Here is a 25,085-nt window from a genome sequence, read left to right as displayed (position 1 = left end):
AATTTGTTTCCGAAGACCTCACTTTGTTAATGAGTATTACCGCTACTGCGAAGCACGCCGCACAACCCCGTGACAACCTGCTGAACCGGCCAGTCTTTTTACGTGACGCTGCGCATTCTGCAGATCTTATTCCCACATGTTTTACAGACTGCGGCATGCTGCTTTTTCAGGAAAATTCACAGCCAAGGAAGAAACATGTCATTAGCCGTGGTGTATACCCGCGCATCGCTGGGTGTTCAGGCTCCCGGTGTCTCCGTTGAAGTGCATATCAGTAACGGCTTACCGGCCCTGACGCTGGTTGGTTTGCCCGAGACCACCGTCAAAGAGGCGCGGGACAGAGTTCGCAGCGCCATCATCAACTGCGGTTTCAATTTCCCGCCCAAACGCATCACGGTGAATCTCGCCCCTGCCGACTTGCCCAAAGAAGGTGGCCGGTATGACTTATCTATCGCGCTGGCGATTCTGGTGGCCTCTGAGCAGCTTAAAGGCGACAGACTGGAGAAGTATGAGTTTCTGGGAGAACTGGGGCTGTCGGGCGCTTTGCGCAGCGTTAACGGCGCAATTCCTGCGGCGCTCGAAGCACAGAAAGAAGGCCGGATATTAATTTTGCCGCAAGCCAATCAGTCCGAAATGACACTGCTCGATCCCGGCGTCGCCAATATTGCCGGGCATCTGCTACAGGTTTGCGCTTTTTTGCAGGGCGAGGACAGCCTGCCGGCGATTGAATATCCGCCCGTTGCGCCGGAACCCGCCTGCCAGCCAGACATCGCCGATATCATTGGTCAGGAGCAGTCTAAGCGCGCACTGGAGGTCGCGGCCGCCGGAGGCCATAATTTATTGCTTATCGGGCCGCCGGGAACCGGGAAAACCATGCTGGCTAGCCGTTTACCCGGATTACTTCCCCCGCTCAGCAACGAAGAAAAACTCGAAACCGCCGCCATCGCCAGTCTGGTGTATAACCCGGAAGATGACGGTGAGTTTTCACGCGTACGGCCTTTCAGGGCACCGCATCACAGTACGTCGATCAGTGCGCTGGTCGGCGGGGGTTCGCTGCCCAAGCCGGGCGAAATTTCACTGGCTCACAATGGCGTTCTGTTTCTCGACGAGCTTCCGGAGTTTCAGCGCCAGGTTCTGGACGCATTACGCCAGCCGATGGAGTCTGGCGAAATCACGATTTCCCGGGCACGGGCAAAAGTTCGCTATCCGGCCAGAGCACAGCTGATTGCTGCAATGAATCCCAGCCCGACCGGACACTATCAGGGGATCCACAACCGCACACCGCCACAGCAGGTTTTACGCTATCTGGGCAGGCTTTCCGGCCCTTTCCTTGACCGGTTCGATTTATCGATTGAAGTCCCGCTGTTGCCGCCCGGAATTTTGAGCCAGCAAAACCATACGCCGACAGTCAGGGAAAGCAGTGCGCAAGTCAGGGAACGGGTATTAGTCGCGCGGGAGATTCAGATAAAGCGCGCGGGAAAAATCAATGCACGCCTTAACAGCAGCGAAGTCGAAATATTCTGCGTTTTAACGAAAGCCGATGCGGAGTTTCTGGAAGAGGTCCTGCATAAACTGGGGTTATCGGTCAGGGCGTGGCACCGCATCCTGAAAGTTGCGCGAACATTAGCCGATTTAGGGGGAGACAAAACGATTGAACGAAAACATATTGCAGAGGCGCTGAGCTATCGCACCATGGATAGGCTATTGTTAACTTTACATAAGAATCTGGCATAAAAAAACGGGGCATCGCCCCGTTTCATTAATCGTCGCTTTCCGTATAGTCTTCTACAGCGTCTGCCTGCGGTTTGCCGCCAGACAGCGTGTGGAATTTCTTTGGACGACGGGTGCGGACTATATATTTGTTCCACACTTTCTCTGCATCTGTCACAGGTTCGCGCGTACCACGGCAAACCTCCAGGAACAGTTTTTCTTCATCGGTAACGGGCTCACGTTTTCCCAGATCCAGCTCATTAAAAGCAAAGCCGCAACGTTCTAGCATTTGCGCTTCTTTAATGGTGAAATCGCCATGCCGGGAGAACCCGCGAGGGTAATGTTTATTATCAAAAAAACGATTTGTCGTGGTGAAGCTTTCCGCCATCTGACACGCTCCTAATTCACTCATGGTCGTGCTGTTATGGCGCGGAGTATTAGTTAGGCTTGACATTGTGTAAAACAAAACATTTAAATCTTAACGACAAAAATTATTGGAGATAGTTTTGGACACGGAATTACTGAAAACCTTTTTGGAGGTCAGTAGAACTCGCCACTTTGGTCGGGCGGCGGAATCCCTTTATCTGACGCAATCGGCTGTCAGCTTTCGTATCCGGCAACTGGAAACTCAACTTGGCGCTAATTTATTCACACGGCATCGCAATAACATCCGCTTAACGCCCGCAGGAGAACGTCTGCTGCCCTATGCAGAGAATCTGATGTCTACGTGGCAATTGGCGAAAAAAGAGGTTGTACGCTCGTTACAGCACACAGAATTGTCCATTGGCGCGACGGCATCGCTTTGGGAAGCGTATCTCACGCCCTGGATGCAGTCGCTTTACACACAACGTGACACGCTGAGGCTCGAAGCCCGCATCGCATTGCGCCAGTCGCTGGTCAAACAATTGCATGAAAGACAACTGGATTTGTTGATCACAACCGAGCCACCCAAGATGGATGAGCTGTCGAGTCAGCTCCTGGGTAATTTCTCGTTACGACTTTTTTCATCGAAGAAAACGGTCAGAGGGGAACAAACGCCATACGTAAAACTGGAATGGGGCGCAGATTTCCCGCAACAGGAAAAACTACAAAACAGCGAGCAGGAGCCGGTGCTGACTACAACGTCTGCGCAACTGACGCGTCAGTTGCTGGAAAATACCGGTGGCTGCGCTTTTCTGCCGGCGCACTGGGCAAAAGAGTATCCGCAGCTCGCCGCGCACGAAGATGTTCCGCCAGTGATCCGCCCGCTTTACGCCGTATGGCTGCAAAACAGTGACCAGCAGGTTTTGATTCGTCAGTTACTCAAAACGCCGCTGATCACTCATCTCTGACGCCGTCCTGACTCAGGACGGCTCTGGTCGTGGATGACGCACCCTTCTGGCAGTCCAGAAGGTGCCCATGCCTTTTTGCAGCCCGATGAAAATAAACAGCAAAACGCCCATGACGATTTTGGTCCACCACGAACTCAGCGTGCCATCAAACGTGATGTAAGTCTGGATAAGCCCCTGAATTAAGACCCCAAACAGACTTCCCAGCACCGTTCCCACGCCACCACTCAGCAGTGTGCCGCCAATGACCACGGACGCAATCGCATCAAGCTCAACGCCGCTGGCCGCCAGCGCATAGCCAGCAGAGGTGTAAAGCGAGAAAATGATCCCCGACAACACCGCCAGCGTACTCGACAGCATGTAGATATAAATCGTTGTGCGTCTGACGGGAACGCCCATCAGCGCCGCAGAAACATTGCTGCCGCCCACGGCATAAACGTTGTTACCGAAACGCGTACGGTGAGCCAGAATGATGCCGCCAAAGACCACCAGCAGCATTACCAGTGCCAGCAACGTGAAACGGCCACCGCCCGGCATTTTCCATGCATAGTTGGCGAGAAAATCATAAACGGGATGATTAATCGGGAGGGATTCCTCGGAGACAATAAAACTCATGCCGCGCACGAAGAACATCCCCGCCAGCGTGATGATAAAGGCCGGGAGTTTCAGTGTGTCAATGATCCAGCCCATCAGCGCCCCGAACATCGCCCCCATCAGCAGGACAATCACAAAGGCATAACCCGGTGCGACGCCGTAATCCCCAATCAGTTTTGCCAGCAACACACCGGTAAATGCGATAACTGAGCCGACAGAAAGATCAATCCCGCCCGAGAGAATGACAAATGTCATCCCGACGGCCACGATGCCGAGAAACGCGTTATCCGTCAGTAAATCGAAGAACACACGCGTCGATGCAAATCCGGGAAATTGCGTGAAGCAGTAAGCGTATCCGGCAAGAAAAACCACAATGGTAATCAGTAAGGGCAGATTTCTTTTAAGCATTATCCCTTCCTCCGGAACAGATTACTGAAGGAGACGCGCGGCGATTGCACCACCAGCACAGTCAGAACAACCAGCGCTTTCAGAACCAGATTGAATTCAGGTTTGAAGCCGGATAACAAAATACCGGTGTTCATCCCCTGGATAATCAGCGCTCCGATTATCGAAAGAAGGAGATTAAAACGCCCGCCAAGCAGCGAACCGCCGCCGATAACAACCGCCAGAATAGCGTCGAGTTCCAGCCATAATCCGGCATTGTTGGCATCGGCACCTCGGATGTCCGCCGTGACGATGACGCCCGCAACAGCTGCGCATATTCCGCAAATAACGTAGGTGGAAATGAGCACCAGACGGGCATTCACACCGGCGTTATAGGCAGAACGAATATTGATGCCGACAGATTCAATAAAGAGCCCGAGCGCGGTTTTACGCGTGAGCGCCCAAACCAGTACCAGCATGACTGCGGCAATAATCACCGGCATCGGCAGATAAAATAGCGAGCCGCTGCCGAACTGAGAAAGACCGTTGTGCTCAAAAGTAACAATCTGCCCTTCCGTAATCAGTTGTGCGATACCGCGCCCGGCCACCATGAGCATCAGCGTGGCAACAATGGGCTGAATCTGCAAAACGGCGACCAGAAAACCATTCCACAGACCGCACACTGCGCCGACGCCTACCGACGCCAGCAACACCACCATCAGCGGATACCCCTGAACTGTCATCGTTGCGGCCGTCGCACCGGCAATCGCCATCACCGCACCGACTGAGAGATCGATACCGCCCGTGGCAATGACCAGCGTCATCCCGAGAGCCAGCAAAGCCACCGGCGCGCCGCGGTTAAAGATATCTACCAGACTGCCAAACAAGCGGCCATCCTGAATATGGATAGAGAAAAAGCCCGGCGCGACCAGGCTGTCGATCAGTAATATTGCGACAAAAGCGCCAATCTGTGTGGCGCCTTTAGGAAATACCCATCTCACTTTGCGTGGTCTTCCTGTCATCGGCAGACTCCTGTTACTCATCGGTATCTCCTCATTGAGCCGCGATGGCTTTCATAATGGCTGGCACGGAGATCTCGGCCTGCTCAATTTCAGCAACATGGCGACGGTCGCGCAACACAACGATGCGGTCGGCATAACCTGCCAGCTCTTCCAGTTCCGAGGAAATCACCAGCAGCGCCAACCCTTCATCGCAAAGTTTTTCAATCAGGCGGATAATTTCCGCATGTGCGCCGACATCAATCCCGCGAGTGGGTTCATCGAGAATAAGAAAACGGGGATTGGTCGCCAGCCAGCGGGAAAGCAGGACTTTTTGCTGATTACCGCCGGAAAGATACTGAATTTCCTGCTCAGTACCGGGGGTCCGAATGCCCAGGAGTTTGATGAACTTTTCGGCAATCTGATGCTGTTCTTTCATGGGGAGAGGACGCAACCAGCCGCGCTGAGCCTGCAACGCCAGAATGATATTTTCGCGAACCGTTGCCGCACCAATAATCCCATCGGTTTTGCGATCTTCCGGGCAATAACCAAACCCAAGTTTCGCCGCTTTTCGTGGCGTGTTGATTGTTTCCGCACGACCATCGACCTGAGCCTTACCGCTGTCATGGCCTTTAATGCCAAAAATCAACTGAGCGGTTTCGGTACGGCCAGAACCCAGCAGCCCGGCCAGCCCGACAATTTCGCCACGACGAACTCTCAGGTCGAAATGCTCGACCACGCCACGACGACCATAATCTTTGAAATCAACTAATGGCTCGCCCGTGACATTCCGGTGCTCAGTGCGTTTAAGCAGGCTTTCGTCGAAACTGTGTCCCAGCATCATCGGGACCAGCTCAATGCGCGGCAGATCTACGGTCCGTTCCGACCCTACGCTTTTGCCATTACGCAAAACGGTAATGCGGTCGCTGATACGGTAAACCTGATCGAGGAAGTGAGTCACGAAAATCATGCCGACACCCTTGTTGCGCAGTTGCACAAGGATATCCAGCAACATACTGACCTCTTTGGCATCCAGGCTGGCTGTCGGTTCGTCGAGAATAAGAACCTGAGCAGAAAGGTCTACGGCACGCGCAATCGCCACGATTTGCTGTATAGCAATGGAATAGGTTGAAAGCGGCTGGCTTACATCAAGGTGCAAACCGTAGCCCTCAATAAGCGCTTCAGCCTGCTGTTCCATTTTGCGCTGATTCACCAGCCCGAAACGGGTCGGTTCACGACCGATAAACAAATTGGCGGCAACGGAGATATTCGGCAGAAGATTTACTTCCTGATATACCGTGCCGATCCCCAGCGACTGTGCGTCTGCGGTATTTACCGGCTCGATGGATTTTCCATTAAGAAAGACCTGACCTGTGGAGCGTTTATAAACGCCGGTCAGAGCCTTGATCATAGTTGATTTACCCGCACCGTTCTCCCCCAAAAGCGCAACGATCTCGCCACGTTCAAGGGTAAAGTCGACATTTTCAAGCGCTTTTACGCCGGGAAATTCAACTGATAGGCCGCGCACTTCAAGCAGCGATACTGAACCAGGATTATCCGTCACTTCACTACTCCTGCTGCATTCGCCAACGGCGAAATGGGAATAATTTTTACCGGTTTGCCCGTGAGACAAACCGGTAAAATCGGCTTAATAACCCATGTCTTTTTTCATGTCATACTCTTTCTGAGCCATATCAGGCAGGATCAGAGCTGACTGAGTCTGGATGAATTTCTTCGGCTGAGTCCCGTCTTTTTTGAGTGCGATCAGCGCATCAAAGGCTGGGCCAGCCATATTTGGTGTCAGCTCGACAGAGGCATTCGCTTCGCCAGCCAGCATGGCTTTGTAGATATCCGGAACACCATCAATGGAAACGATTTTGATCTGAGAACCCGGTTTCAGACCGGCTTCTTTGATTGCCTGAATGGCACCGATTGCCATGTCATCGTTGTGTGCGTAGACAGCACAGATGTTTTTGCCGTTTTGTTCAGCCTTGATGAAGCTTTCCATGACTTCCTTCCCTTTGCTGCGGGTGAAGTCGCCAGATTGTGAACGGATAATTTTGACATTAGGCGCGGCCTTCAGTGCATCCGCAAAACCTTGCTTACGGTTTAATGCAACGCTGGCACCGACAGTTCCCTGCAATTCAACAACGTTACAAGGTTTACCTGCTACCTCTTTAACCAGCCAGTCACCGGCTACTTTGCCTTCGTAAACGCTGTCAGAAGCGACCGCTGCGGTGTAGAGCGTCGGATCACTGACTTCAATAGTACGGTCCAGCAGGAATACCGGAATCTTGGCTTCTTTGGCTTCGGTCAGAACGGGAGCCCAGCCGGTGGCGACAACAGGCGCGATGAAAATTGCGTCCACGCCTTGAGCGATAAAGGAACGTATCGCCTTGATTTGGTTCTCTTGTTTCTGCTGTGCATCAGCAATTTTCAATGTAATACCGCGTTTTTCAGCCTCTGATTTCGACACTTTAGTTTCAGCAGAACGCCACCCGGACTCAGAACCGATCTGCGAAAAACCCACAACCAACGGAGCCGCCTGCGCCGCCCCACAGAGTGCTGTTGCAACTGCTGCTGCCACAAATAAACGTTTGTACATGTTTTATTCCTCGCGTGTAGTCTGAGCTACTTTTTGTTATGACTCGTTGGGTACGGCCTGGATCTTCATCCGACATACGTATTCCCCCCTCCTGGCTAAGACGCCATAAATATAAAGGGGGGAATCCGTATGCCAGGATCGGGTTATCGTCATCGGACGATGATTAGGTTTAGTACACTGGGAGAATGGGAGCATGAGCGGTGTCACATACGGGGATAACAATCATTTAGTGCATGTATTTAGCCAAAATATGACAAAAAAACAACCAGAAAACGGGGAAGGATTGAGCGTTAATGATGTAAAAGCTTGCGGTAAATGAGGATTTAATCAGAGTAATACGAAGAATGAGGAAAGTAAGATGAGTAAATAACAAAAAAGCCCCTCGCTTTCGCGAAGGGCTTTAATATGGCAGGGGCGGAGAGATTCGAACTCGCGACACCCGGTTTTGGAGACCGGTGCTCTACCAACTGAGCTACGCCCCTATATTACGCTTACTATTATGCCTGCTAATTTAGCAGGCATAATAGTTAATTAGTGGCGGAACGGACGGGGCTCGAACCCGCGACCCCCTGCGTGACAGGCAGGTATTCTAACCAACTGAACTACCGCTCCACCGGTTCTTTCACATATATCAGCAACCGGCTGATATATGTTTGTTCCTGTTATTTTCCTTGTCAGGGGAAAAGGAACATGTTCTTCATTATAAATTTGATGCCTGGCAGTTCCCTACTCTCGCATGGGGAGACCCCACACTACCATCGGCGCTACGGCGTTTCACTTCTGAGTTCGGCATGGGGTCAGGTGGGACCACCGCGCTACTGCCGCCAGGCAAATTCTGTTTCATCCATAACGCTTACCCTGTCTCAGGCTTGCACTACGAACCAATCTCGGAACATCAGCTGAAAATCAAAGTATCTGCACAGAATCTCTAAAAACACCTTTGGTGTTGTAAGGTTAAGCCTCTCGGGTCATTAGTACTGGTTAGCTCAATGCATCGCTGCACTTACACACCCAGCCTATCAACGTCTTAGTCTTAAACGTCCCTTCAGGTGGCTTAAAGCCACAGGGAAGACTCATCTCGAGGCAAGTTTCGCGCTTAGATGCTTTCAGCGCTTATCTTTTCCGCATTTAGCTACCGGGCAATGCCATTGGCATGACAACCCGAACACCAGTGATGCGTCCACTCCGGTCCTCTCGTACTAGGAGCAGCCCCTCTCAATCTTCCAACGCCCACGGCAGATAGGGACCGAACTGTCTCACGACGTTCTAAACCCAGCTCGCGTACCACTTTAAACGGCGAACAGCCGTACCCTTGGGACCTACTTCAGCCCCAGGATGTGATGAGCCGACATCGAGGTGCCAAACACCGCCGTCGATATGAACTCTTGGGCGGTATCAGCCTGTTATCCCCGGAGTACCTTTTATCCGTTGAGCGATGGCCCTTCCATTCAGAACCACCGGATCACTATGACCTACTTTCGTACCTGCTCGAGCCGTCACTCTCGCAGTCAAGCTAGCTTATGCCATTGCACTAACCTCACGATGTCCGACCGTGATTAGCTAACCTTCGTGCTCCTCCGTTACTCTTTAGGAGGAGACCGCCCCAGTCAAACTACCCACCAGACACTGTCCTCACCCCGGATTACGGGGCCGAGTTAGAACATCAAACATTAAAGGGTGGTATTTCAAGGTTGGCTCCACAAGAACTGGCGTCCTCGCTTCAAAGCCTCCCACCTATCCTACACATCAAGGCTCAATGTTCAGTGTCAAGCTATAGTAAAGGTTCACGGGGTCTTTCCGTCTTGCCGCGGGTACACTGCATCTTCACAGCGAGTTCAATTTCACTGAGTCTCGGGTGGAGACAGCCTGGCCATCATTACGCCATTCGTGCAGGTCGGAACTTACCCGACAAGGAATTTCGCTACCTTAGGACCGTTATAGTTACGGCCGCCGTTTACCGGGGCTTCGATCAAGAGCTTCGCATTGCTGCTAACCCCATCAATTAACCTTCCGGCACCGGGCAGGCGTCACACCGTATACGTCCACTTTCGTGTTTGCACAGTGCTGTGTTTTTATTAAACAGTTGCAGCCAGCTGGTATCTTCGACTGGATTCAGCTCCGGGAGCAAGTCCCTTCACCTACGCGCCAGCGTGCCTTCTCCCGAAGTTACGGCACCATTTTGCCTAGTTCCTTCACCCGAGTTCTCTCAAGCGCCTGAGTATTCTCTACCTGACCACCTGTGTCGGTTTGGGGTACGATTTCGTGTTACCTGGAGCTTAGAGGCTTTTCCTGGAAGCATGGCATCAACTACTTCACCACCGTAGTGGCTCGTTATCACGCCTCAGGGTTATACAAAAGAGCGGATTTACCAACTCTTTCCCCCTACACGCTTGAACCGGGACAACCGTCGCCCGGCTAGCCTAGCCTTCTCCGTCCCCCCTTCGCAGTAACACCAAGTGCTGGAATATTAACCAGCTTCCCATCGACTACGCTTTTCAGCCTCGCCTTAGGGGTCGACTCACCCTGCCCCGATTAACGTTGGACAGGAACCCTTGGTCTTCCGGCGTGCGGGTTTTTCACCCGCATTATCGTTACTTATGTCAGCATTCGCACTTCTGATACCTCCAGCAAACCTCACAGTTCACCTTCGACGGCTTACAGAACGCTCCCCTACCCAACAACGCATAAGCGTCGCTGCCGCAGCTTCGGTGCATGGTTTAGCCCCGTTACATCTTCCGCGCAGGCCGACTCGACCAGTGAGCTATTACGCTTTCTTTAAATGATGGCTGCTTCTAAGCCAACATCCTGGCTGTCTATGCCTTCCCACATCGTTTCCCACTTAACCATGACTTTGGGACCTTAGCTGGCGGTCTGGGTTGTTTCCCTCTTCACGACGGACGTTAGCACCCGCCGTGTGTCTCCCGTGATAACATTCTTCGGTATTCGTAGTTTGCATCGAGTTGGTAAGCCGGGATGGCCCCCTAGTCGAAACAGTGCTCTACCCCCGAAGATGAGTTCACGAGGCGCTACCTAAATAGCTTTCGGGGAGAACCAGCTATCTCCCGGTTTGATTGGCCTTTCACCCCCAGCCACAAGTCATCCGCTAATTTTTCAACATTAGTCGGTTCGGTCCTCCAGTTAGTGTTACCCAACCTTCAACCTGCCCATGGCTAGATCACCGGGTTTCGGGTCTATACCTTGCAACTTGACGCCCAGTTAAGACTCGGTTTCCCTACGGCTCCCCTATTCGGTTAACCTTGCTACAAAATATAAGTCGCTGACCCATTATACAAAAGGTACGCAGTCACCCCACAAAGGAGGCTCCCACTGCTTGTACGTACACGGTTTCAGGTTCTATTTCACTCCCCTCGCCGGGGTTCTTTTCGCCTTTCCCTCACGGTACTGGTTCACTATCGGTCAGTCAGGAGTATTTAGCCTTGGAGGATGGTCCCCCATATTCAGACAGGATGTCACGTGTCCCGCCCTACTCATCGAACTCACAATCTGTGCATTTTTGTGTACGGGACTATCACCCTATACTGTGCGACTTTCCAGACGCTTCCACTAACACACAAACTGATGCTGGTTCTGGGCTCTTCCCCGTTCGCTCGCCGCTACTGGGGGAATCTCGGTTGATTTCTTTTCCTCGGGGTACTTAGATGTTTCAGTTCCCCCGGTTCGCCTCATTACACTATGTATTCATGTAATGATAATGTGTCGAAACACACTGGGTTTCCCCATTCGGGTATCGTCGGTTATTACGGTTCATATCACCTTACCGACGCTTTTCGCAGATTAGCACGCCCTTCATCGCCTCTGACTGCCTAGGCATCCACCGTGTACGCTTAGTCGCTTAACCTCACAACCCGAAGGTGTTTCCACCATCGCATTGCGATTATTTGAGAGACTCTGTTACAGACTAATCACCACTCAGTACTTCTACGGAGAGTGATGTTCAGCTGTAAACTTTCAATTTTCAGCTTGTTCCAGATTGTTAAAGAGCAAAATACTTCGCAGCATACTGTTTCCAATACACTCTGAAGTATTATTTAAAGGCTGTACGGTAATGGTGGAGCTAAGCGGGATCGAACCGCTGACCTCCTGCGTGCAAGGCAGGCGCTCTCCCAGCTGAGCTATAGCCCCATACAGTCACTTACAGATACCTTAATTACTCATCAGTCAGATGAGTCAGCCAATTACTTTCTCATCAAGGCGGAGTCATGCGAAGTTTGCTTGTGCAAACGAGACATGGCGACAACGAAGAGGAGGAGGGAATTGGTAGGCCTGAGTGGACTTGAACCACCGACCTCACCCTTATCAGGGGTGCGCTCTAACCACCTGAGCTACAAGCCTATTAAGGTATTTCTGCTCGTTACTTTCTATCAGACAATCTGTGTGGACACTGCACAATGCGTATCTTGAGGTAAGGAGGTGATCCAACCGCAGGTTCCCCTACGGTTACCTTGTTACGACTTCACCCCAGTCATGAATCACAAAGTGGTAAGCGCCCTCCCGAAGGTTAAGCTACCTACTTCTTTTGCAACCCACTCCCATGGTGTGACGGGCGGTGTGTACAAGGCCCGGGAACGTATTCACCGTAGCATTCTGATCTACGATTACTAGCGATTCCGACTTCATGGAGTCGAGTTGCAGACTCCAATCCGGACTACGACATACTTTATGAGGTCCGCTTGCTCTCGCGAGTTCGCTTCTCTTTGTATATGCCATTGTAGCACGTGTGTAGCCCTACTCGTAAGGGCCATGATGACTTGACGTCATCCCCACCTTCCTCCGGTTTATCACCGGCAGTCTCCTTTGAGTTCCCGACATTACTCGCTGGCAACAAAGGATAAGGGTTGCGCTCGTTGCGGGACTTAACCCAACATTTCACAACACGAGCTGACGACAGCCATGCAGCACCTGTCTCAGAGTTCCCGAAGGCACTAAGCTATCTCTAGCGAATTCTCTGGATGTCAAGAGTAGGTAAGGTTCTTCGCGTTGCATCGAATTAAACCACATGCTCCACCGCTTGTGCGGGCCCCCGTCAATTCATTTGAGTTTTAACCTTGCGGCCGTACTCCCCAGGCGGTCGACTTAACGCGTTAGCTCCGGAAGCCACGCCTCAAGGGCACAACCTCCAAGTCGACATCGTTTACAGCGTGGACTACCAGGGTATCTAATCCTGTTTGCTCCCCACGCTTTCGCACCTGAGCGTCAGTCTTTGTCCAGGGGGCCGCCTTCGCCACCGGTATTCCTCCAGATCTCTACGCATTTCACCGCTACACCTGGAATTCTACCCCCCTCTACAAGACTCTAGCTTGCCAGTTTCAAATGCAGTTCCCAAGTTAAGCTCGGGGATTTCACATCTGACTTAACAAACCGCCTGCGTGCGCTTTACGCCCAGTAATTCCGATTAACGCTTGCACCCTCCGTATTACCGCGGCTGCTGGCACGGAGTTAGCCGGTGCTTCTTCTGCGAGTAACGTCAATGCAATGTGCTATTAACACATTACCCTTCCTCCTCGCTGAAAGTGCTTTACAACCCTAAGGCCTTCTTCACACACGCGGCATGGCTGCATCAGGCTTGCGCCCATTGTGCAATATTCCCCACTGCTGCCTCCCGTAGGAGTCTGGACCGTGTCTCAGTTCCAGTGTGGCTGGTCATCCTCTCAGACCAGCTAGGGATCGTCGCCTAGGTGAGCCATTACCTCACCTACTAGCTAATCCCATCTGGGCACATCCGATGGCGTGAGGCCCGAAGGTCCCCCACTTTGGTCTTGCGACGTCATGCGGTATTAGCTACCGTTTCCAGTAGTTATCCCCCTCCATCAGGCAGTTTCCCAGACATTACTCACCCGTCCGCCGCTCGTCACCCAGAGAGCAAGCTCTCCTGTGCTACCGCTCGACTTGCATGTGTTAGGCCTGCCGCCAGCGTTCAATCTGAGCCATGATCAAACTCTTCAATTAAAAGTTCGATTTGCTTAAACAAGTTAAGCGGTGCTCAAAAATTAACTTTCGTAATAATTCACTAAATGAATTACTGCTTGGTCACTCTTTAAGACTTGATATTTTTTTGCCACCGAAGTGGCTGATATCGTCTTGTGAGTGCCCACACAGATTGTCTGATAAATTGTTAAAGAGCATGCCGCGGTTCGCAAGGAATCTTATGCGGCGCGGGAGGCGTATATTACGTTTTCCCGCTGAAGAGTCAAGAGATTATTCATTTGAACTTTCATCTTTTTCTCTTCTTGTCCGAGCGACTTGTCAGTCGTTGTTCCCGGTCAGTGGAGGCGCATTATAGGGAGTTCTCAGAAGGCCGCAACCCCTAAAATACAAATAATTTACTGACCGCTGAATCTTTCATCAAATGGCGTTTAAAGCGGCAATTCCTGGATACTTCTGAAGCCATATGACTGTAAAACAGGCAGCAGACTTTGCGCCTCCGCCGTCATCGCCATGCAATACGCCACACTCTCTATTTCAACTTCTGGATTTATTTGTGGAATCGGCACGTGAGAAGTCTCAATTAACCAATGTGCGCGGCGTGCAATCGCAGAACCGGAGTCGATCATACGCGTACCGTCGGGTAAAACCTGTGACAACTCTTCCGAAAGCAGCGGGAAATGCGTGCAGCCTAATACCACGGTGTCCGGCGGTTCGCGCAAACGCAGCCACGGATGCAGGATTTTCTTCAGCGCGGCCAGTGAAACCTCTTCGCCATGCAGCTTCGCCTCTGCCAGTTCGACCAGTTCAGCCGACCCCAGCATTAGAATCTGACAATCCGTCGCAAAACGTGCCACCAGATCATGTGTATAAGGACGCTGAACCGTCGCGCGCGTTGCCAGTAATCCAACGACCCCATTGCGCGTTAATTTCGCCGCAGGTTTGATAGCCGGCACAACGCCGACGACCGGACAACTGAATTTGGCACGCAATGCCGGAAGGGAAACGGTACTCGCCGTGTTACAGGCAATAACGATAATAGAAAGGGGATGGCGTTTCGCGACGGCGCTGACAATCTCGACGACGCGCTCAACGATAAATTCTTCTGACTTTTCACCATAAGGGAAAGCCACATTATCGAAGGCATAAATGTAATGCAGGTCCGGCAACATCTGCCGGACCTCATGATAAACCGACAACCCGCCGACGCCGGAATCGAAAACCAGCACCGTCGGGCGGTCAGGGACTCGTGTTGTATCAGAAGGTATAGCTTCCAGAGAGATAGTACTCACGTCCTGGTGTTTCGTAGCCATAAACCGTCTCGTAATCTTTATCTAAGAGGTTGGCAATTCTACCACGAACTGTCAGGTGTGAGGTGACCGGATATGAAGCGGCGAGATCCCACAAACTGACACCGCCGAGTTTAACGGTCTGATAAGGATATGAACCGTAGTCGGTGTCGTAACGTTGCCCCAGATACTGGTAATTGATCGACCAGTCTATGTCGGCAATATTCCAGTCAATCTGGTATTTCGCCTGCTGCTTGGCACGACGGACCAGAATTTCGTTGGTTTCGGCATCACGCGGATCGAGATATTCCAGGGTAATCTGGTGGCGCAGCGGACCCGTATCAAACGAACCCGTCCATTCGACACCTTTGATGGTGGCTTTACCGACGTTGTAATAACGGCTCGTCGAACTGTCGTAATCAATCATCTGATCGATGTCGTTACGATAGACTGATAAGCGCCAGTCCAGCGGGCCCGTCAGACCTTCCAGCCCTCCTTCCCATTGCTTACTTTCTTCCGGCTTCAGATCAGGGTTGCCATAGTAGTCGCTGTAAAGCTGGCTCAGGTTCGGTGATTTGTACGCGGTGCCGTAAGAGGCAATCAGACGATACCCGTCAATGAATTCCCATGCTGCGCTGCTTTGCCAGGTCGTGTGCTGACCAAACTGCGAGTTATCATCGCTGCGCACCGCGCCTTCCAGCGTGAAATCACTAATTTTTTGCTGTGTGGTCAGATAAACACCCGTGTTGTGCTGATCATAGCCATCAGCCAGATAACTGGTGCCTGGCTCAGTGGTCAGCTTCTGCCAGTCCAGCCCTGCGCTGACTTCCCCTTTCCATACCTGAAGGGTGTTGCCCCATTGCACGTTGTACTGATCAGAGTCATCCAGCGAAGCCGAGGTGTCGTACGGGCCGTATTTCGGATCGTAGTTATAGTCTTTGACGTGGCTGTAGCTGCCGATTAACTGTGTGGCATAAATGCCGTTCTGATAACGCAGGCCGGTGTCGTACGTGCGGCTGTAAAGCTGACGGGTATCAATAAGCGCGCTGCCCGGCGTGTAATACGCATCATAAGCGGTACGGTTGTCATAACCGTAAGCTCGCGCAAAACCGCTGATATCGTCATTGAACTGATGTTGTAGCGCCAGATAGAGCGTTTTGCTCATGAAGCCGTCACGGTCCGGCTGAGGCACGCCACCGTTATTACCATCGGCTACAACATCAATGCCGCGCGTATAGGTGTAATCGCCGGCCGCCGTGACGGTGGTGTTCTCACCCAGCTTCTGCTGCGTGGAGCCGTTATAGTTCTGATAGCCGTTTGAGCCGATACCCGCGCCGAGCCTTGTACCGTCTTTATCGCGTGTCGTAATAATGTTAACAACGCCGCCAATTGCGTCAGAACCATAAACCGCGGAACGTGGCCCGCGAATAAACTCAATTCGCTGTACCAGAGAAAGCGGGATTTGGCTGATATCCGCAGAACCGGAAATCCCCGCCTGGTTCAGTCGAACACCGTCGATTAATACTAAGGTGTGGCTGGAACTGGTGCCGCGAACAAATAAAGAACTCAGTTGCCCCATTCCCCCGTTCTGGGCAATATCGACACCCGGTAAACGGCGGAGTACATCAGCAACAGATTTTGACTGCCAGCGGTCGATATCCTCGCGCGTCACAACATCCGTCGGGGCTAAAACTGAAGAAACTGGCTGTGGAAAACGGTTAGCCGTGACGACCAGATTATCACTGCTGTTTGTGGAAGTGCTGTCTTGCGCCCACCCTGAAAAAGCCGTGACGGATAATGCCGTCAGCAGCACGTGCTTTTTAATTGTCATGAATCGAGCATCCAAACTTAATTGGCGGATGCCGCAGAAAGACGCTGTCGTTTTCGCGACGACAGTGAACAATGCGACGTAATATCGGCAGGTTTTCGGACTTAGGATTTGCAGGCTGATTAATTACGCTGCTTATTAATGACAAAACGCGTAATTCAGATACCTGCACCGGGCGATGACTTCCCATTGCTTCTCTCTTATCTATATAGAGAAGAAGAAAACAGTGTCTGCATAATAAAGAATGCTATCGCCGTGATTTCCCCATACCGCTGCGCGCCAGTTCCGGATTCACACCAGATTCCCTTTTAACTCAGTCAATGAGGCCGATGAGCAATCCTACGATCAACCTATTTGGAAATCCAGACATCCGTAGAGCGTATTACCGTTCCCCAACGGCATTGGCGTGAGAGCAAGGCAGCAAATGAGAGAATCCCGATGAGCTGACATTCGTCAGTGATTCGGGTGAGCGAGTGCAGGTAACGTCGCTATAACGTCTAGGACGAAGGGGAAAGCTGGACATAATGGAGACTTTCCCTACAATCCCCCGCAAAGTTCGCCCATTTATTCCTTGTTAGACGAGATAACCGATGACGCCTGAAAACCTGCCCATTGAACAATATGACGACCAGCTGGCGGAAAAGACCGCACGTCTCACGGCGATGATGTCGCCTTTTAATGCGCCGCAGCCTGAGGTTTTTCGTTCTCCCGTCAGCCATTACCGTATGCGCGCTGAATTCCGCGTCTGGCATGATGAAGGGGACCTGTACCACATCATGTTTGACCAGCAGACCAAAGCCCGCGTGCGCGTCGACCAGTTCCCGACGGCCAGCGTGCTGATTAACCGTCTGATGCCGGTGCTTATCAGCGCCGTGAAACAAGATCCGGCGCTGCGCCGTAAGATCTTCCAGATCGACTACCTGTCGACCCGCAACGGCAAAATTATCGCGTCGCTGCTCTACCACCGTAAGCTGGATGAAGAATGGCAGAAGTCTGCGACAATTCTGCGCGACCAGCTTCGTGCCGAGGGTTTTGACATCCAGCTGATTGGCCGTGCCGCCAAAACCAAAATCATGCTGGATCAGGATTATGTTGATGAAGTCCTGCCGGTTGGCGGGCGCGATATGATTTATCGTCAGGTGGAAAACAGCTTCACCCAGCCCAACGCTGAGATGAACATTCAGATGCTGGAATGGGCGCTGAAGGCCACGGAAAACGCCACCGGTGATTTGCTCGAGTTGTATTGCGGCAACGGCAACTTCTCACTGGCTCTGGCGCGCAATTTCCGCCGCGTGCTGGCAACCGAAATTGCCAAACCGTCGGTCGCAGCGGCGCAGTTCAACATTGCGGCGAACCATATTGATAACGTGCAGATTATCCGCATGGCGGCTGAAGATTTTACCCAGGCGCTGAACGGCGTGCGTGAATTCCGTCGTTTGCAGGATGTGGATTTAAGCGGATATGAATGCAACACGATTTTCGTCGATCCACCGCGCAGCGGCCTGGATGATGAAACCGTGAAAATGGTGCAGGGATACGAGCGCATCCTTTATATCTCCTGCAACCCGGAAACACTGTGTGCAAATCTGGAAACCCTGAGCCAGACACACCGCGTGACGCGTCTGGCGTTGTTCGATCAGTTCCCGTATACCCACCATATGGAATCCGGCGTTCTGCTGGAAAAAATCTGATTCCGCAGCGTTAAATATGAAAACGGGCACTCTCACATGCCCGTTTCTCTTTCTGTACCGCCAAACTCAGAGATAAACCCGCAGATATTCTGACAGACACAGAATCGCCATCGCCTGCCCGTAAGGCATGGACGTCAGCGCGATTTCGCGGTAGAAATCCAGATCAGAACCCATTGCCGTGCCGAATGACGTTTGCGTCAGTTCCCCTGCCGGATTGATATGTTTGATCACGCCCTGAATCGCTTTCTCCGCCACCGGCGCATACGACGCATCGATATAACGTTTACGTACCGCTTTCAATATTCCGTAGGCAAAACCGGCAGTTGCTGAGCTTTCGAGATAGGACTGCGGATCGTCGAGCAGCGTATGCCACAAACCGCTGTCATCCTGACATTTCGCCAGCGCACTGACCTGACTTTCCAGTACCTGCAACAAATAGCGGCGGGTCGCATTATTTTCCGGCAAGTCCACCAGCTCAAGGAATTCAGGAATGGCGATCGTCAGCCAGCTGTTCCCGCGTGCCCAGCGCGCCTGCGCAAAATTATGATGACCGTCGAATGTCCAGCCGTGGAACCACAGGCCCGTTTCGCGATCCATCAGATACTGAACGTGGAGGAGAAACTGATACGTTGCTTCTTCCACAAACTCCTGGCGATCCAGCAATTTCCCGATTTTTGCCAGCGGCAGCACGCTCATCATCAATGTGTCATCCCACATTTGCTGATGGTTTTCGTTGTTATAAACAATATGCTGCATCGCGCCTTTATCGGTGCGCGGCATTTCATACATCACCCATTCCGCCCAGCGTTCAAGATACGGCCGCCATGCCGCATTACCGGTTTCTTCATAGCGGTAAGCCAGCGTCAGAAACGGGCTCATAGTGTTCACATTTTTCGTTGGCGTGCCTTCCGCCAGACGCGCAGTAAACCAGTCATCGATCACCGCCCGCATTTTCTCGTCGCCGGTTTGCTGATAATACTGATAGATGCCGTAAAGCCCGATGCCGTGCGTCCATTCCCAGCCCGCCCAACCTTTAGTGTCAATGACGCGGCCATCGTCGAGCCGTAACAGAAACTCACCGGTTTTATCTTCGATATTCACCAGATTGTCCGTCACATTGTGGATCAGCGCTTTCAGTTCATTGCGCGAAATGAAATGTTCAGGCTGGCGTAAAAGCGCGCTGTGTTTAACTTCAAAAACTTTCATGGTGTTCTCCTGATAAATGTTCACCAAAATTACAAACGTCCCTGTGCCGGAATTTCGGCGACATTTTCACGGGTCAGCTTTTCAGGTGGTGGATTATGACGATGCAGATAACCAATATTGTTGTTGCCCCACAGCGATTCGTACTTCATCCCTGTCAGCATTTCGACGGTCGCCCGGTCTTCCGGCGTAATTTGCTCCGGCACGATGCGGTTCGCATCACGCATTTTCTGCGTTTCGCGGGTCAGCACGCCGTGCGTTTTCTGATTGAGGCGGAAGAACAGTGAAATAATAAAGCCCATGCTGAGCATCAGCAGTGAACCGATCACCATAACGCCGAGAATGGTATGGCCGACGGCGGGCACCTGCTGGCTCTGCCCGGAAACAAATCCGGCGAGTTGCAAAATGATCCCCACCAGCATGACCGCTCCGGCCTGCGAGGCTTTGCGTGTCAGCGTCATCACACCCGCGAAAATCCCCTCACGACGCTGGCCGGTAATGGTTTCATCGACATCGGCAATATAGGTGTAGATATTCCACGGCACGTAGTTGATCCCACCGCGCCCCAGGCCAGCCAGTGCAGAAATCAACAGCAACAACGACATTGAATCGTTCATTCCGGTGTAATACAGCGCGCCGTAAGAAATCGCCGCCAGCCCGAATAACGTCACAGCAAGACGATAAGACGGCGCAGGCCCGAAGCGGATGCACAGCGGGATCATGCCGATAACCGCCACGAATTGCAGAATCGCCATCATCCCCATCAGATTGGAGGCAATCGACGCGCTTTGCATCAGCACAAACACCACGTAATAGGTAAAGACGGCGTTAAACACGTCCTGCGCGATATACCCGCCGAGGTACAGCCCCAGATGCTGACGGAAAATTTTGATCCGCAGTGTCGAGGACAATTCCACTTTCAGGCGTTTCAGGCTTTGCGCCAGCGTCAGTTGCTGACGTTCGCGTTCAATTTTCTTCGTGGCTTCAGATTTGAGTTCTTCAGGCCGTTCCCAGGTGAAGAAATACACCAGCGTCAGCACGAAGGCGCAGATCACCGCAAAGACCAGGCTCGAATAGAAGAAGGAAATGGCGTTATCTTTGCCGAAATGCTGCAACAGAATGCCGGGCAGGAAAGCGGCGAGGATGGCTGAAAGCTGCGCCAGCGCGATACGTGCCCCGGAGAATTTGGTTTTCTGTTTGAAATCGTCGGTCATTTCTGGCACCAGCGTTTCATACGGCACCAGAATCATGGTGTAGACGATATCGAACAGCAGATAAGTCAGCAGGTAGTAGACATATCCCATGTCGCCCACCCACATAAAGCTGTAGCTGAATACGCAGGGAATACCGAGTAAAATAAAGAACTTACGGCGACCAAAGCGTTTGCCGAGCCAGGTATTGCCGAAGTTATCCGTGAGATATCCCATCAGCGGGCTAAGAACCGCATCGGCGACGCGCGCCGTGGCGAAGATAAATGTCGCTTCGATGGGCGAAAGGCCGCAAAACGTGGTGTAGAAGTAGAGCAACCACGCCGCAGTCAGGGCCGTTGTGCCCGCCCCCAAAAAATCGCCAGAACCGTAGGCGATGTAATTAAAGAATCCGATCTTACGTGTTTTCATTGCCGTCTTGCCTCTGTTAAATCACCTATAGGCGTAGGCTGAATGCGAACGAAAATACTTCGTCCGGCCATGATTCAAATTAGCGAGGAGCCCGGATGAAAACCTTTCGATTTTTGCCACTCATACAGACTTTATGGCAAAGAAATAAAGAAGTGGGCGATCAACATCAAAATATTGAACATGGGTTTATTATTTATGAAATGACAGTTCATAAATAACAAGCAGAGAAGAAAACAAGAAGAGGGTTGCCAGACGTAGGGTATAAAAAAGGCAACCTGAGGATTGCCTGATTTTGGAAAATAATGAGGAGGTTACTGGGCGGCAGATTTACGTTTCTTCAGCTTCAGACCTATCCAGAAGACCAGCGCCACACAAATCAGCGTTGGCAGGGAATTCGACCCTAGTTCCGGGTATTCCACGCGGACAAACGCGCTGTAGAGCAGCAATCCAAGCAGGAAACAGGCTGCGGCCAGAAGCGGCAAACCTTTCGGCATTTCGCCTTTGTGGTAGCGAACATGCAGGCAATATACCGATAACACCAGAGCGATTATCGGGAATATCGAAAACGCGACGACGGAGCTGAATAACGCATCGAAGGTGCCGTTAATCGACAGCCCGGCAATCAAAGCCAAAACCAGAGTGCCATTATCCTGGTTCGCTTGTTCGGTCATCTTCTTTACCTCGGGTCTTATTGTGAATCGGAGTCACCGCCGTTCTTTCCTGTTGCCGGCGATACCAGTAATACGCACCTTTAGAAATCATACGCAGTTGCAACACCAGACGCTCTTCGAGCTGGCGACGCTGTGCGAGATCCACATCCAGCGCTTCCGCACCGGCGTTGAAAACAATGATGACCATTGCTTCGGCCTGCGCTTCGGTAAAACTGCGGGGCATGTGATTTTCGAGTTGCAGATAGTCGGCAAGTTCCGCAATAAAATGCTGAATTTCACGGGCGACAGCCGCACGAAACGCGGCCGATGTACCGGAACGTTCGCGCAGCAGCAGGCGAAAGGCGTTGGGGTTATTGCCGATGAACTCCATGAAGGTCGAAACCGACGTGCGGATGACGCTGCCGCCTTTGGCAATACGCTGGCGCGCCTGACGCATCAGTTGACGAAGCATTAAACCGCTCTCATCAACCATCGTCAGACCCAGTTCATCCACGTCACGGAAATGCCGGTAAAAGGACGTCGGCGCAATGCCCGCTTCACGGGACACTTCACGCAAACTCAGACTGGCAAAGCTGCGCTCGGCACTGAGCTGGCTAAAAGCCGCTTCAACCAGTGAGCGACGCGTGCGCTCTTTTTGTTGTGCTCTAACGCCCATAACATTCATTCGGATAATGTTCTTCTTGTTAATTATTCGCCCGTTATCGCTTCACTATACCAAAATTTTTACCGGGCGGAGTTATAGATACCACAGCATAATGTGGGTCAGAATGTTGCTGCATTACCATTAAATGACAACTGCATGTGGGGTAAATAGGTGTAATATGTTACTTTCTCGTTGTGATTTTGTATAAAAATAGGTTTCGAACTATGCCACAGCACTCACATTTTGATGCCATTATCATTGGCTCAGGCCCTGGCGGAGAAGGCGCCGCGATGGGACTGGTTAAACAAGGCGCCCGGGTTGCTGTCATCGAACGCTATAACAACGTCGGTGGCGGATGTACTCACTGGGGAACTATCCCTTCCAAAGCACTGCGTCACGCCGTCAGCAGAATCATCGAATTTAACCAAAACCCGCTCTACAGTGATAACTCCCGCACCCTGAGCTCCAGCTTCCCGGATATTTTGCGTCACGCGGATTCTGTCATTAATCAGCAAACCCGCATGCGTCAGGGTTTCTACGAAAGAAACCAGTGCCAGTTATTCTCGGGCGACGCCAGTTTTGTCGACGCCAATACCGTCAATATCCGCTACGCCGATAACACGCACGAACAAATTACCGCCGACAACATTGTGATTGCCTGCGGTTCGCGCCCTTACCGCCCTGCCAACGTCGATTTTGGCCATCCGCGCATTTATGACAGCGACCTGATCCTTGAACTGAGCCACGAACCCCGCCACGTCATCATCTATGGCGCGGGCGTTATCGGCTGCGAATATGCGTCTATCTTCCGTGGTTTGAACGTGAAAGTGGACTTAATCAACACCCGCGACCGGTTGCTGTCTTTCCTCGATCAGGAAATGTCCGACGCGCTGTCTTATCACTTCTGGAATAACGGTGTGGTCATCCGCCACAACGAAGAATTCGAGATGATTGAAGGCGTGGAAGACGGCGTGATCATGCACCTGAAATCAGGTAAGAAAGTGAAAGCTGACGCGCTGTTGTACGCTAACGGACGCACCGGTAACACTGACAAACTGGGTCTGGAAAATATTGGTCTGGAAGCAGACAGCCGGGGTTTGCTGAAAGTAAACAGCATGTACCAGACAGCGCTGTCGCACATTTATGCCGTCGGCGACGTCATCGGTTACCCAAGCCTGGCCTCAGCGGCCTACGATCAGGGCAGAATCGCCGCGCAAGCGATGATTCAGGGCGAAGCGAAAGTCCATCTGATCGAAAACATTCCGACCGGCATTTATACCATTCCTGAAATCAGCTCCGTCGGCAAAACCGAGCAGGAACTGACGTCAATGAAAGTGCCTTACGAAGTGGGTCGCGCACAGTTTAAACATCTGGCTCGTGCGCAAATCGCCGGAATGAATGTGGGGAGCCTGAAGCTGCTGTTCCATCGTGATACCAAGGAAATCCTCGGCATTCACTGCTTTGGAGAGCGCGCTGCGGAAATTATCCACATCGGTCAGGCCATTATGGAACAGAAAGGCGAAGGCAATACTATCGACTATTTCGTTAATACCACCTTCAACTATCCGACCATGGCAGAAGCTTACCGCGTTGCAGCACTGAACGGATTAAACCGCCTTTTTTAAGCCCGCGGCTTTATCCATATAAGGTTGCATGTGTTCTTTGATGGCTTCGGCCAGTTGTTCATAGCGCCCACGCAGTGGCGAACCGGGACGATACACCAGCGCGATAGTGCGACGGGGTTCCGGTTTGTCACAGGTGAGATAAGTTACGCCATCGCGGCTGCGCTCATTCGGCACAGCCAGTGCCGGCAGCAATGTAATTCCGCTTCCCGCCGCCACCATATTACGCAGCGTTTCCAGACTGGTTGCGCGGAAATGCGTATCTTCATCGGCACCCGCCTGGAAGCAAAAACCGAGCGCCTGATCGCGCAGGCAGTGCCCGTCTTCCAGCATCAGCAGCTTTTCACCGGCCAGATCCGCCATTGCCACGCGATCGCGTGATGCCCACGGATGATCGTCGTAGATCGCCAGTTTCATCGGTTCATCAAACAGCGGCACTTCAATAAAGGCTTCGCTTTCTTTGACCAGCGCCAGGATCGCGCAATCGAGTTTTCCGCTGTCGAGTTGTGCCAGTAACTGATGGGTTTGCGCTTCGTGCAGATACATTTCGAGTTTAGGGAATGTTTTATGCAGTGAAGGAATGATTTGCGGCAACAGATAAGGCCCGACAGTAGGAATTAGCCCGATATGCATAGGCCCGGACATCGCTTCGCCCTGCTGGCTGGCCATCTCTTTGAGGACTTTCACTTCACGCAGCACCGTGCGCGCCTGATCTACCAGCAGCAAGCCGGCTTGTGTAAACAACACCTTGCGGCTGGTTCTTTCAAGCAGCATCACGCCAAGTTCATCTTCCAGCTTGCGGATTTGCCCGCTTAACGTCGGCTGGCTGACATGGCAGGAATCTGCTGCACGGCGGAAGTGACGAAACTCTGCCAGTGCCACCAGATACTCTAAATCACGAATGTTCATTTTTCCTCCAGTCCCTATAAGGCGATGTGATAGCCGATAACGATAGATAAG

Annotated in this window: 16 protein-coding genes, 4 tRNA genes, 3 rRNA genes and 1 riboswitch; of the genes, 4 read left to right on the top strand and 19 right to left on the bottom strand. The window is 52.0% G+C overall.

What is annotated here, in order from left to right:
- Positions 1-195 precede the first annotated feature (195 nt).
- Positions 196-1,731: a YifB family Mg chelatase-like AAA ATPase gene (locus tag ACM5QY_RS05210; RefSeq protein ID WP_416119529.1), complete on the top strand. Its 1,536-nt coding sequence runs from the start codon at positions 196-198 to the stop codon at positions 1,729-1,731.
- A gap of 25 nt (positions 1,732-1,756) precedes the next feature.
- Here ACM5QY_RS05210 and ACM5QY_RS05205 read toward each other — a convergent pair whose 3' ends face one another.
- On the bottom strand, positions 1,757-2,095 hold the full coding sequence (locus tag ACM5QY_RS05205; protein WP_416119528.1) for a MaoP family protein: 339 nt from the start codon (positions 2,093-2,095) through the stop codon (positions 1,757-1,759).
- A 118-nt stretch (positions 2,096-2,213) separates the two neighbouring features.
- Here ACM5QY_RS05205 and hdfR point away from each other — a divergent pair, with 118 nt between their 5' ends.
- Positions 2,214-3,038: an HTH-type transcriptional regulator HdfR gene (gene hdfR / locus ACM5QY_RS05200; RefSeq protein ID WP_416119527.1), complete on the top strand. Its 825-nt coding sequence runs from the start codon at positions 2,214-2,216 to the stop codon at positions 3,036-3,038.
- Positions 3,039-3,050: 12 nt separating this feature from the next.
- Here the strand turns inward: hdfR and yjfF are convergent, their stop codons facing one another.
- The 13 genes from yjfF to btuB all read right to left on the bottom strand — a co-directional run bounded on the left by yjfF (position 3,051) and on the right by btuB (position 16,679).
- Entirely contained in the window at positions 3,051-4,037 is a 987-nt protein-coding gene (yjfF, locus tag ACM5QY_RS05195) for a galactofuranose ABC transporter, permease protein YjfF (protein WP_416119526.1), read from the bottom strand.
- Entirely contained in the window at positions 4,037-5,056 is a 1,020-nt protein-coding gene (gene ytfT / locus ACM5QY_RS05190; RefSeq protein ID WP_416119525.1) for a galactofuranose ABC transporter, ATP-binding protein YtfT, read from the bottom strand. Before ytfT ends, yjfF begins: the two co-directional genes overlap by 1 nt.
- A 10-nt stretch (positions 5,057-5,066) precedes the next feature.
- Positions 5,067-6,548, bottom strand: a complete 1,482-nt coding sequence (gene ytfR, locus ACM5QY_RS05185) for a galactofuranose ABC transporter, ATP-binding protein YtfR (RefSeq protein WP_416122820.1) — start codon at positions 6,546-6,548, stop codon at positions 5,067-5,069.
- Between the two features lie 111 nt (positions 6,549-6,659).
- On the bottom strand, positions 6,660-7,616 hold the full coding sequence (gene ytfQ, locus ACM5QY_RS05180) for a galactofuranose ABC transporter, galactofuranose-binding protein YtfQ (RefSeq protein WP_104924017.1): 957 nt from the start codon (positions 7,614-7,616) through the stop codon (positions 6,660-6,662).
- A gap of 406 nt (positions 7,617-8,022) precedes the next feature.
- Positions 8,023-8,098: transfer RNA gene (locus ACM5QY_RS05175), tRNA-Trp, on the bottom strand.
- 53 nt (positions 8,099-8,151) lie between these two features.
- A tRNA-Asp gene (locus ACM5QY_RS05170) sits at positions 8,152-8,228 on the bottom strand.
- A 101-nt stretch (positions 8,229-8,329) separates the two neighbouring features.
- Positions 8,330-8,445 (bottom strand): 5S ribosomal RNA (gene rrf, locus ACM5QY_RS05165).
- Between the two features lie 121 nt (positions 8,446-8,566).
- Positions 8,567-11,475 (bottom strand): 23S ribosomal RNA (locus tag ACM5QY_RS05160).
- A 208-nt stretch (positions 11,476-11,683) separates the two neighbouring features.
- A tRNA-Ala gene (locus ACM5QY_RS05155) sits at positions 11,684-11,759 on the bottom strand.
- A 133-nt stretch (positions 11,760-11,892) separates the two neighbouring features.
- Positions 11,893-11,969 (bottom strand) — tRNA-Ile (locus tag ACM5QY_RS05150).
- A 71-nt stretch (positions 11,970-12,040) separates the two neighbouring features.
- A 16S ribosomal RNA gene (locus ACM5QY_RS05145) occupies positions 12,041-13,583 on the bottom strand.
- The 16S, 23S and 5S rRNA genes sit together here with 4 tRNA genes alongside, the layout of an rRNA operon.
- A gap of 407 nt (positions 13,584-13,990) precedes the next feature.
- Positions 13,991-14,872 (bottom strand): glutamate racemase, encoded by an 882-nt coding sequence (gene murI / locus ACM5QY_RS05140; RefSeq protein WP_416119524.1) that lies wholly within the window; start codon positions 14,870-14,872, stop codon positions 13,991-13,993.
- Entirely contained in the window at positions 14,817-16,679 is a 1,863-nt protein-coding gene (gene btuB, locus ACM5QY_RS05135; protein ID WP_416119523.1) for a TonB-dependent vitamin B12 receptor BtuB, read from the bottom strand. Before btuB ends, murI begins: the two co-directional genes overlap by 56 nt.
- A 69-nt stretch (positions 16,680-16,748) precedes the next feature.
- Positions 16,749-17,022, bottom strand: a riboswitch (cobalamin riboswitch).
- Positions 17,023-17,266: 244 nt separating this feature from the next.
- On the opposite strand from btuB, the gene trmA reads away from it, so the two are divergent.
- Complete coding sequence (trmA, locus tag ACM5QY_RS05130; RefSeq protein ID WP_416119522.1) at positions 17,267-18,367, top strand: tRNA (uridine(54)-C5)-methyltransferase TrmA; 1,101 nt, start codon at positions 17,267-17,269, stop codon at positions 18,365-18,367.
- A gap of 66 nt (positions 18,368-18,433) precedes the next feature.
- On the opposite strand, the gene bglB is transcribed toward trmA, so the two are convergent.
- The 4 genes from bglB to fabR form a co-directional block, all read right to left on the bottom strand.
- Positions 18,434-19,573 carry a beta-galactosidase BglB gene (gene bglB / locus ACM5QY_RS05125; protein WP_416119521.1) on the bottom strand — a complete coding sequence of 380 codons (1,140 nt, stop codon included), beginning with the start codon at positions 19,571-19,573 and terminating at the stop codon, positions 18,434-18,436.
- 29 nt (positions 19,574-19,602) lie between these two features.
- Complete coding sequence (locus ACM5QY_RS05120; RefSeq protein ID WP_416119520.1) at positions 19,603-21,189, bottom strand: MFS transporter; 1,587 nt, start codon at positions 21,187-21,189, stop codon at positions 19,603-19,605.
- Between the two features lie 311 nt (positions 21,190-21,500).
- Positions 21,501-21,860 (bottom strand): YijD family membrane protein, encoded by a 360-nt coding sequence (locus ACM5QY_RS05115; protein WP_416119519.1) that lies wholly within the window; start codon positions 21,858-21,860, stop codon positions 21,501-21,503.
- Complete coding sequence (fabR, locus tag ACM5QY_RS05110; RefSeq protein ID WP_416119517.1) at positions 21,835-22,515, bottom strand: HTH-type transcriptional repressor FabR; 681 nt, start codon at positions 22,513-22,515, stop codon at positions 21,835-21,837. The genes ACM5QY_RS05115 and fabR overlap by 26 nt, the downstream gene beginning before the upstream one ends.
- 212 nt (positions 22,516-22,727) lie before the next feature.
- On the opposite strand from fabR, the gene sthA reads away from it, so the two are divergent.
- A complete protein-coding gene (sthA, locus tag ACM5QY_RS05105) occupies positions 22,728-24,128 on the top strand; it encodes a Si-specific NAD(P)(+) transhydrogenase (protein WP_416119514.1) in 1,401 nt (466 codons plus the stop codon).
- Here sthA and oxyR read toward each other — a convergent pair.
- On the bottom strand, positions 24,111-25,034 hold the full coding sequence (gene oxyR, locus ACM5QY_RS05100; RefSeq protein WP_104924010.1) for a DNA-binding transcriptional regulator OxyR: 924 nt from the start codon (positions 25,032-25,034) through the stop codon (positions 24,111-24,113). The two genes, sthA and oxyR, sit on opposite strands and share 18 nt — an antisense overlap.
- Between the last annotated feature and the right edge of the window lie 51 nt (positions 25,035-25,085).

The organism is Rahnella sp. PCH160 (assembly GCF_047784855.1).
Taxonomy (GTDB): domain Bacteria; phylum Pseudomonadota; class Gammaproteobacteria; order Enterobacterales; family Enterobacteriaceae; genus Rahnella.
The sequence above is the reverse complement of the archived record's forward strand: the minus strand, read 5'-3'. Positions and strand labels throughout refer to the sequence as shown.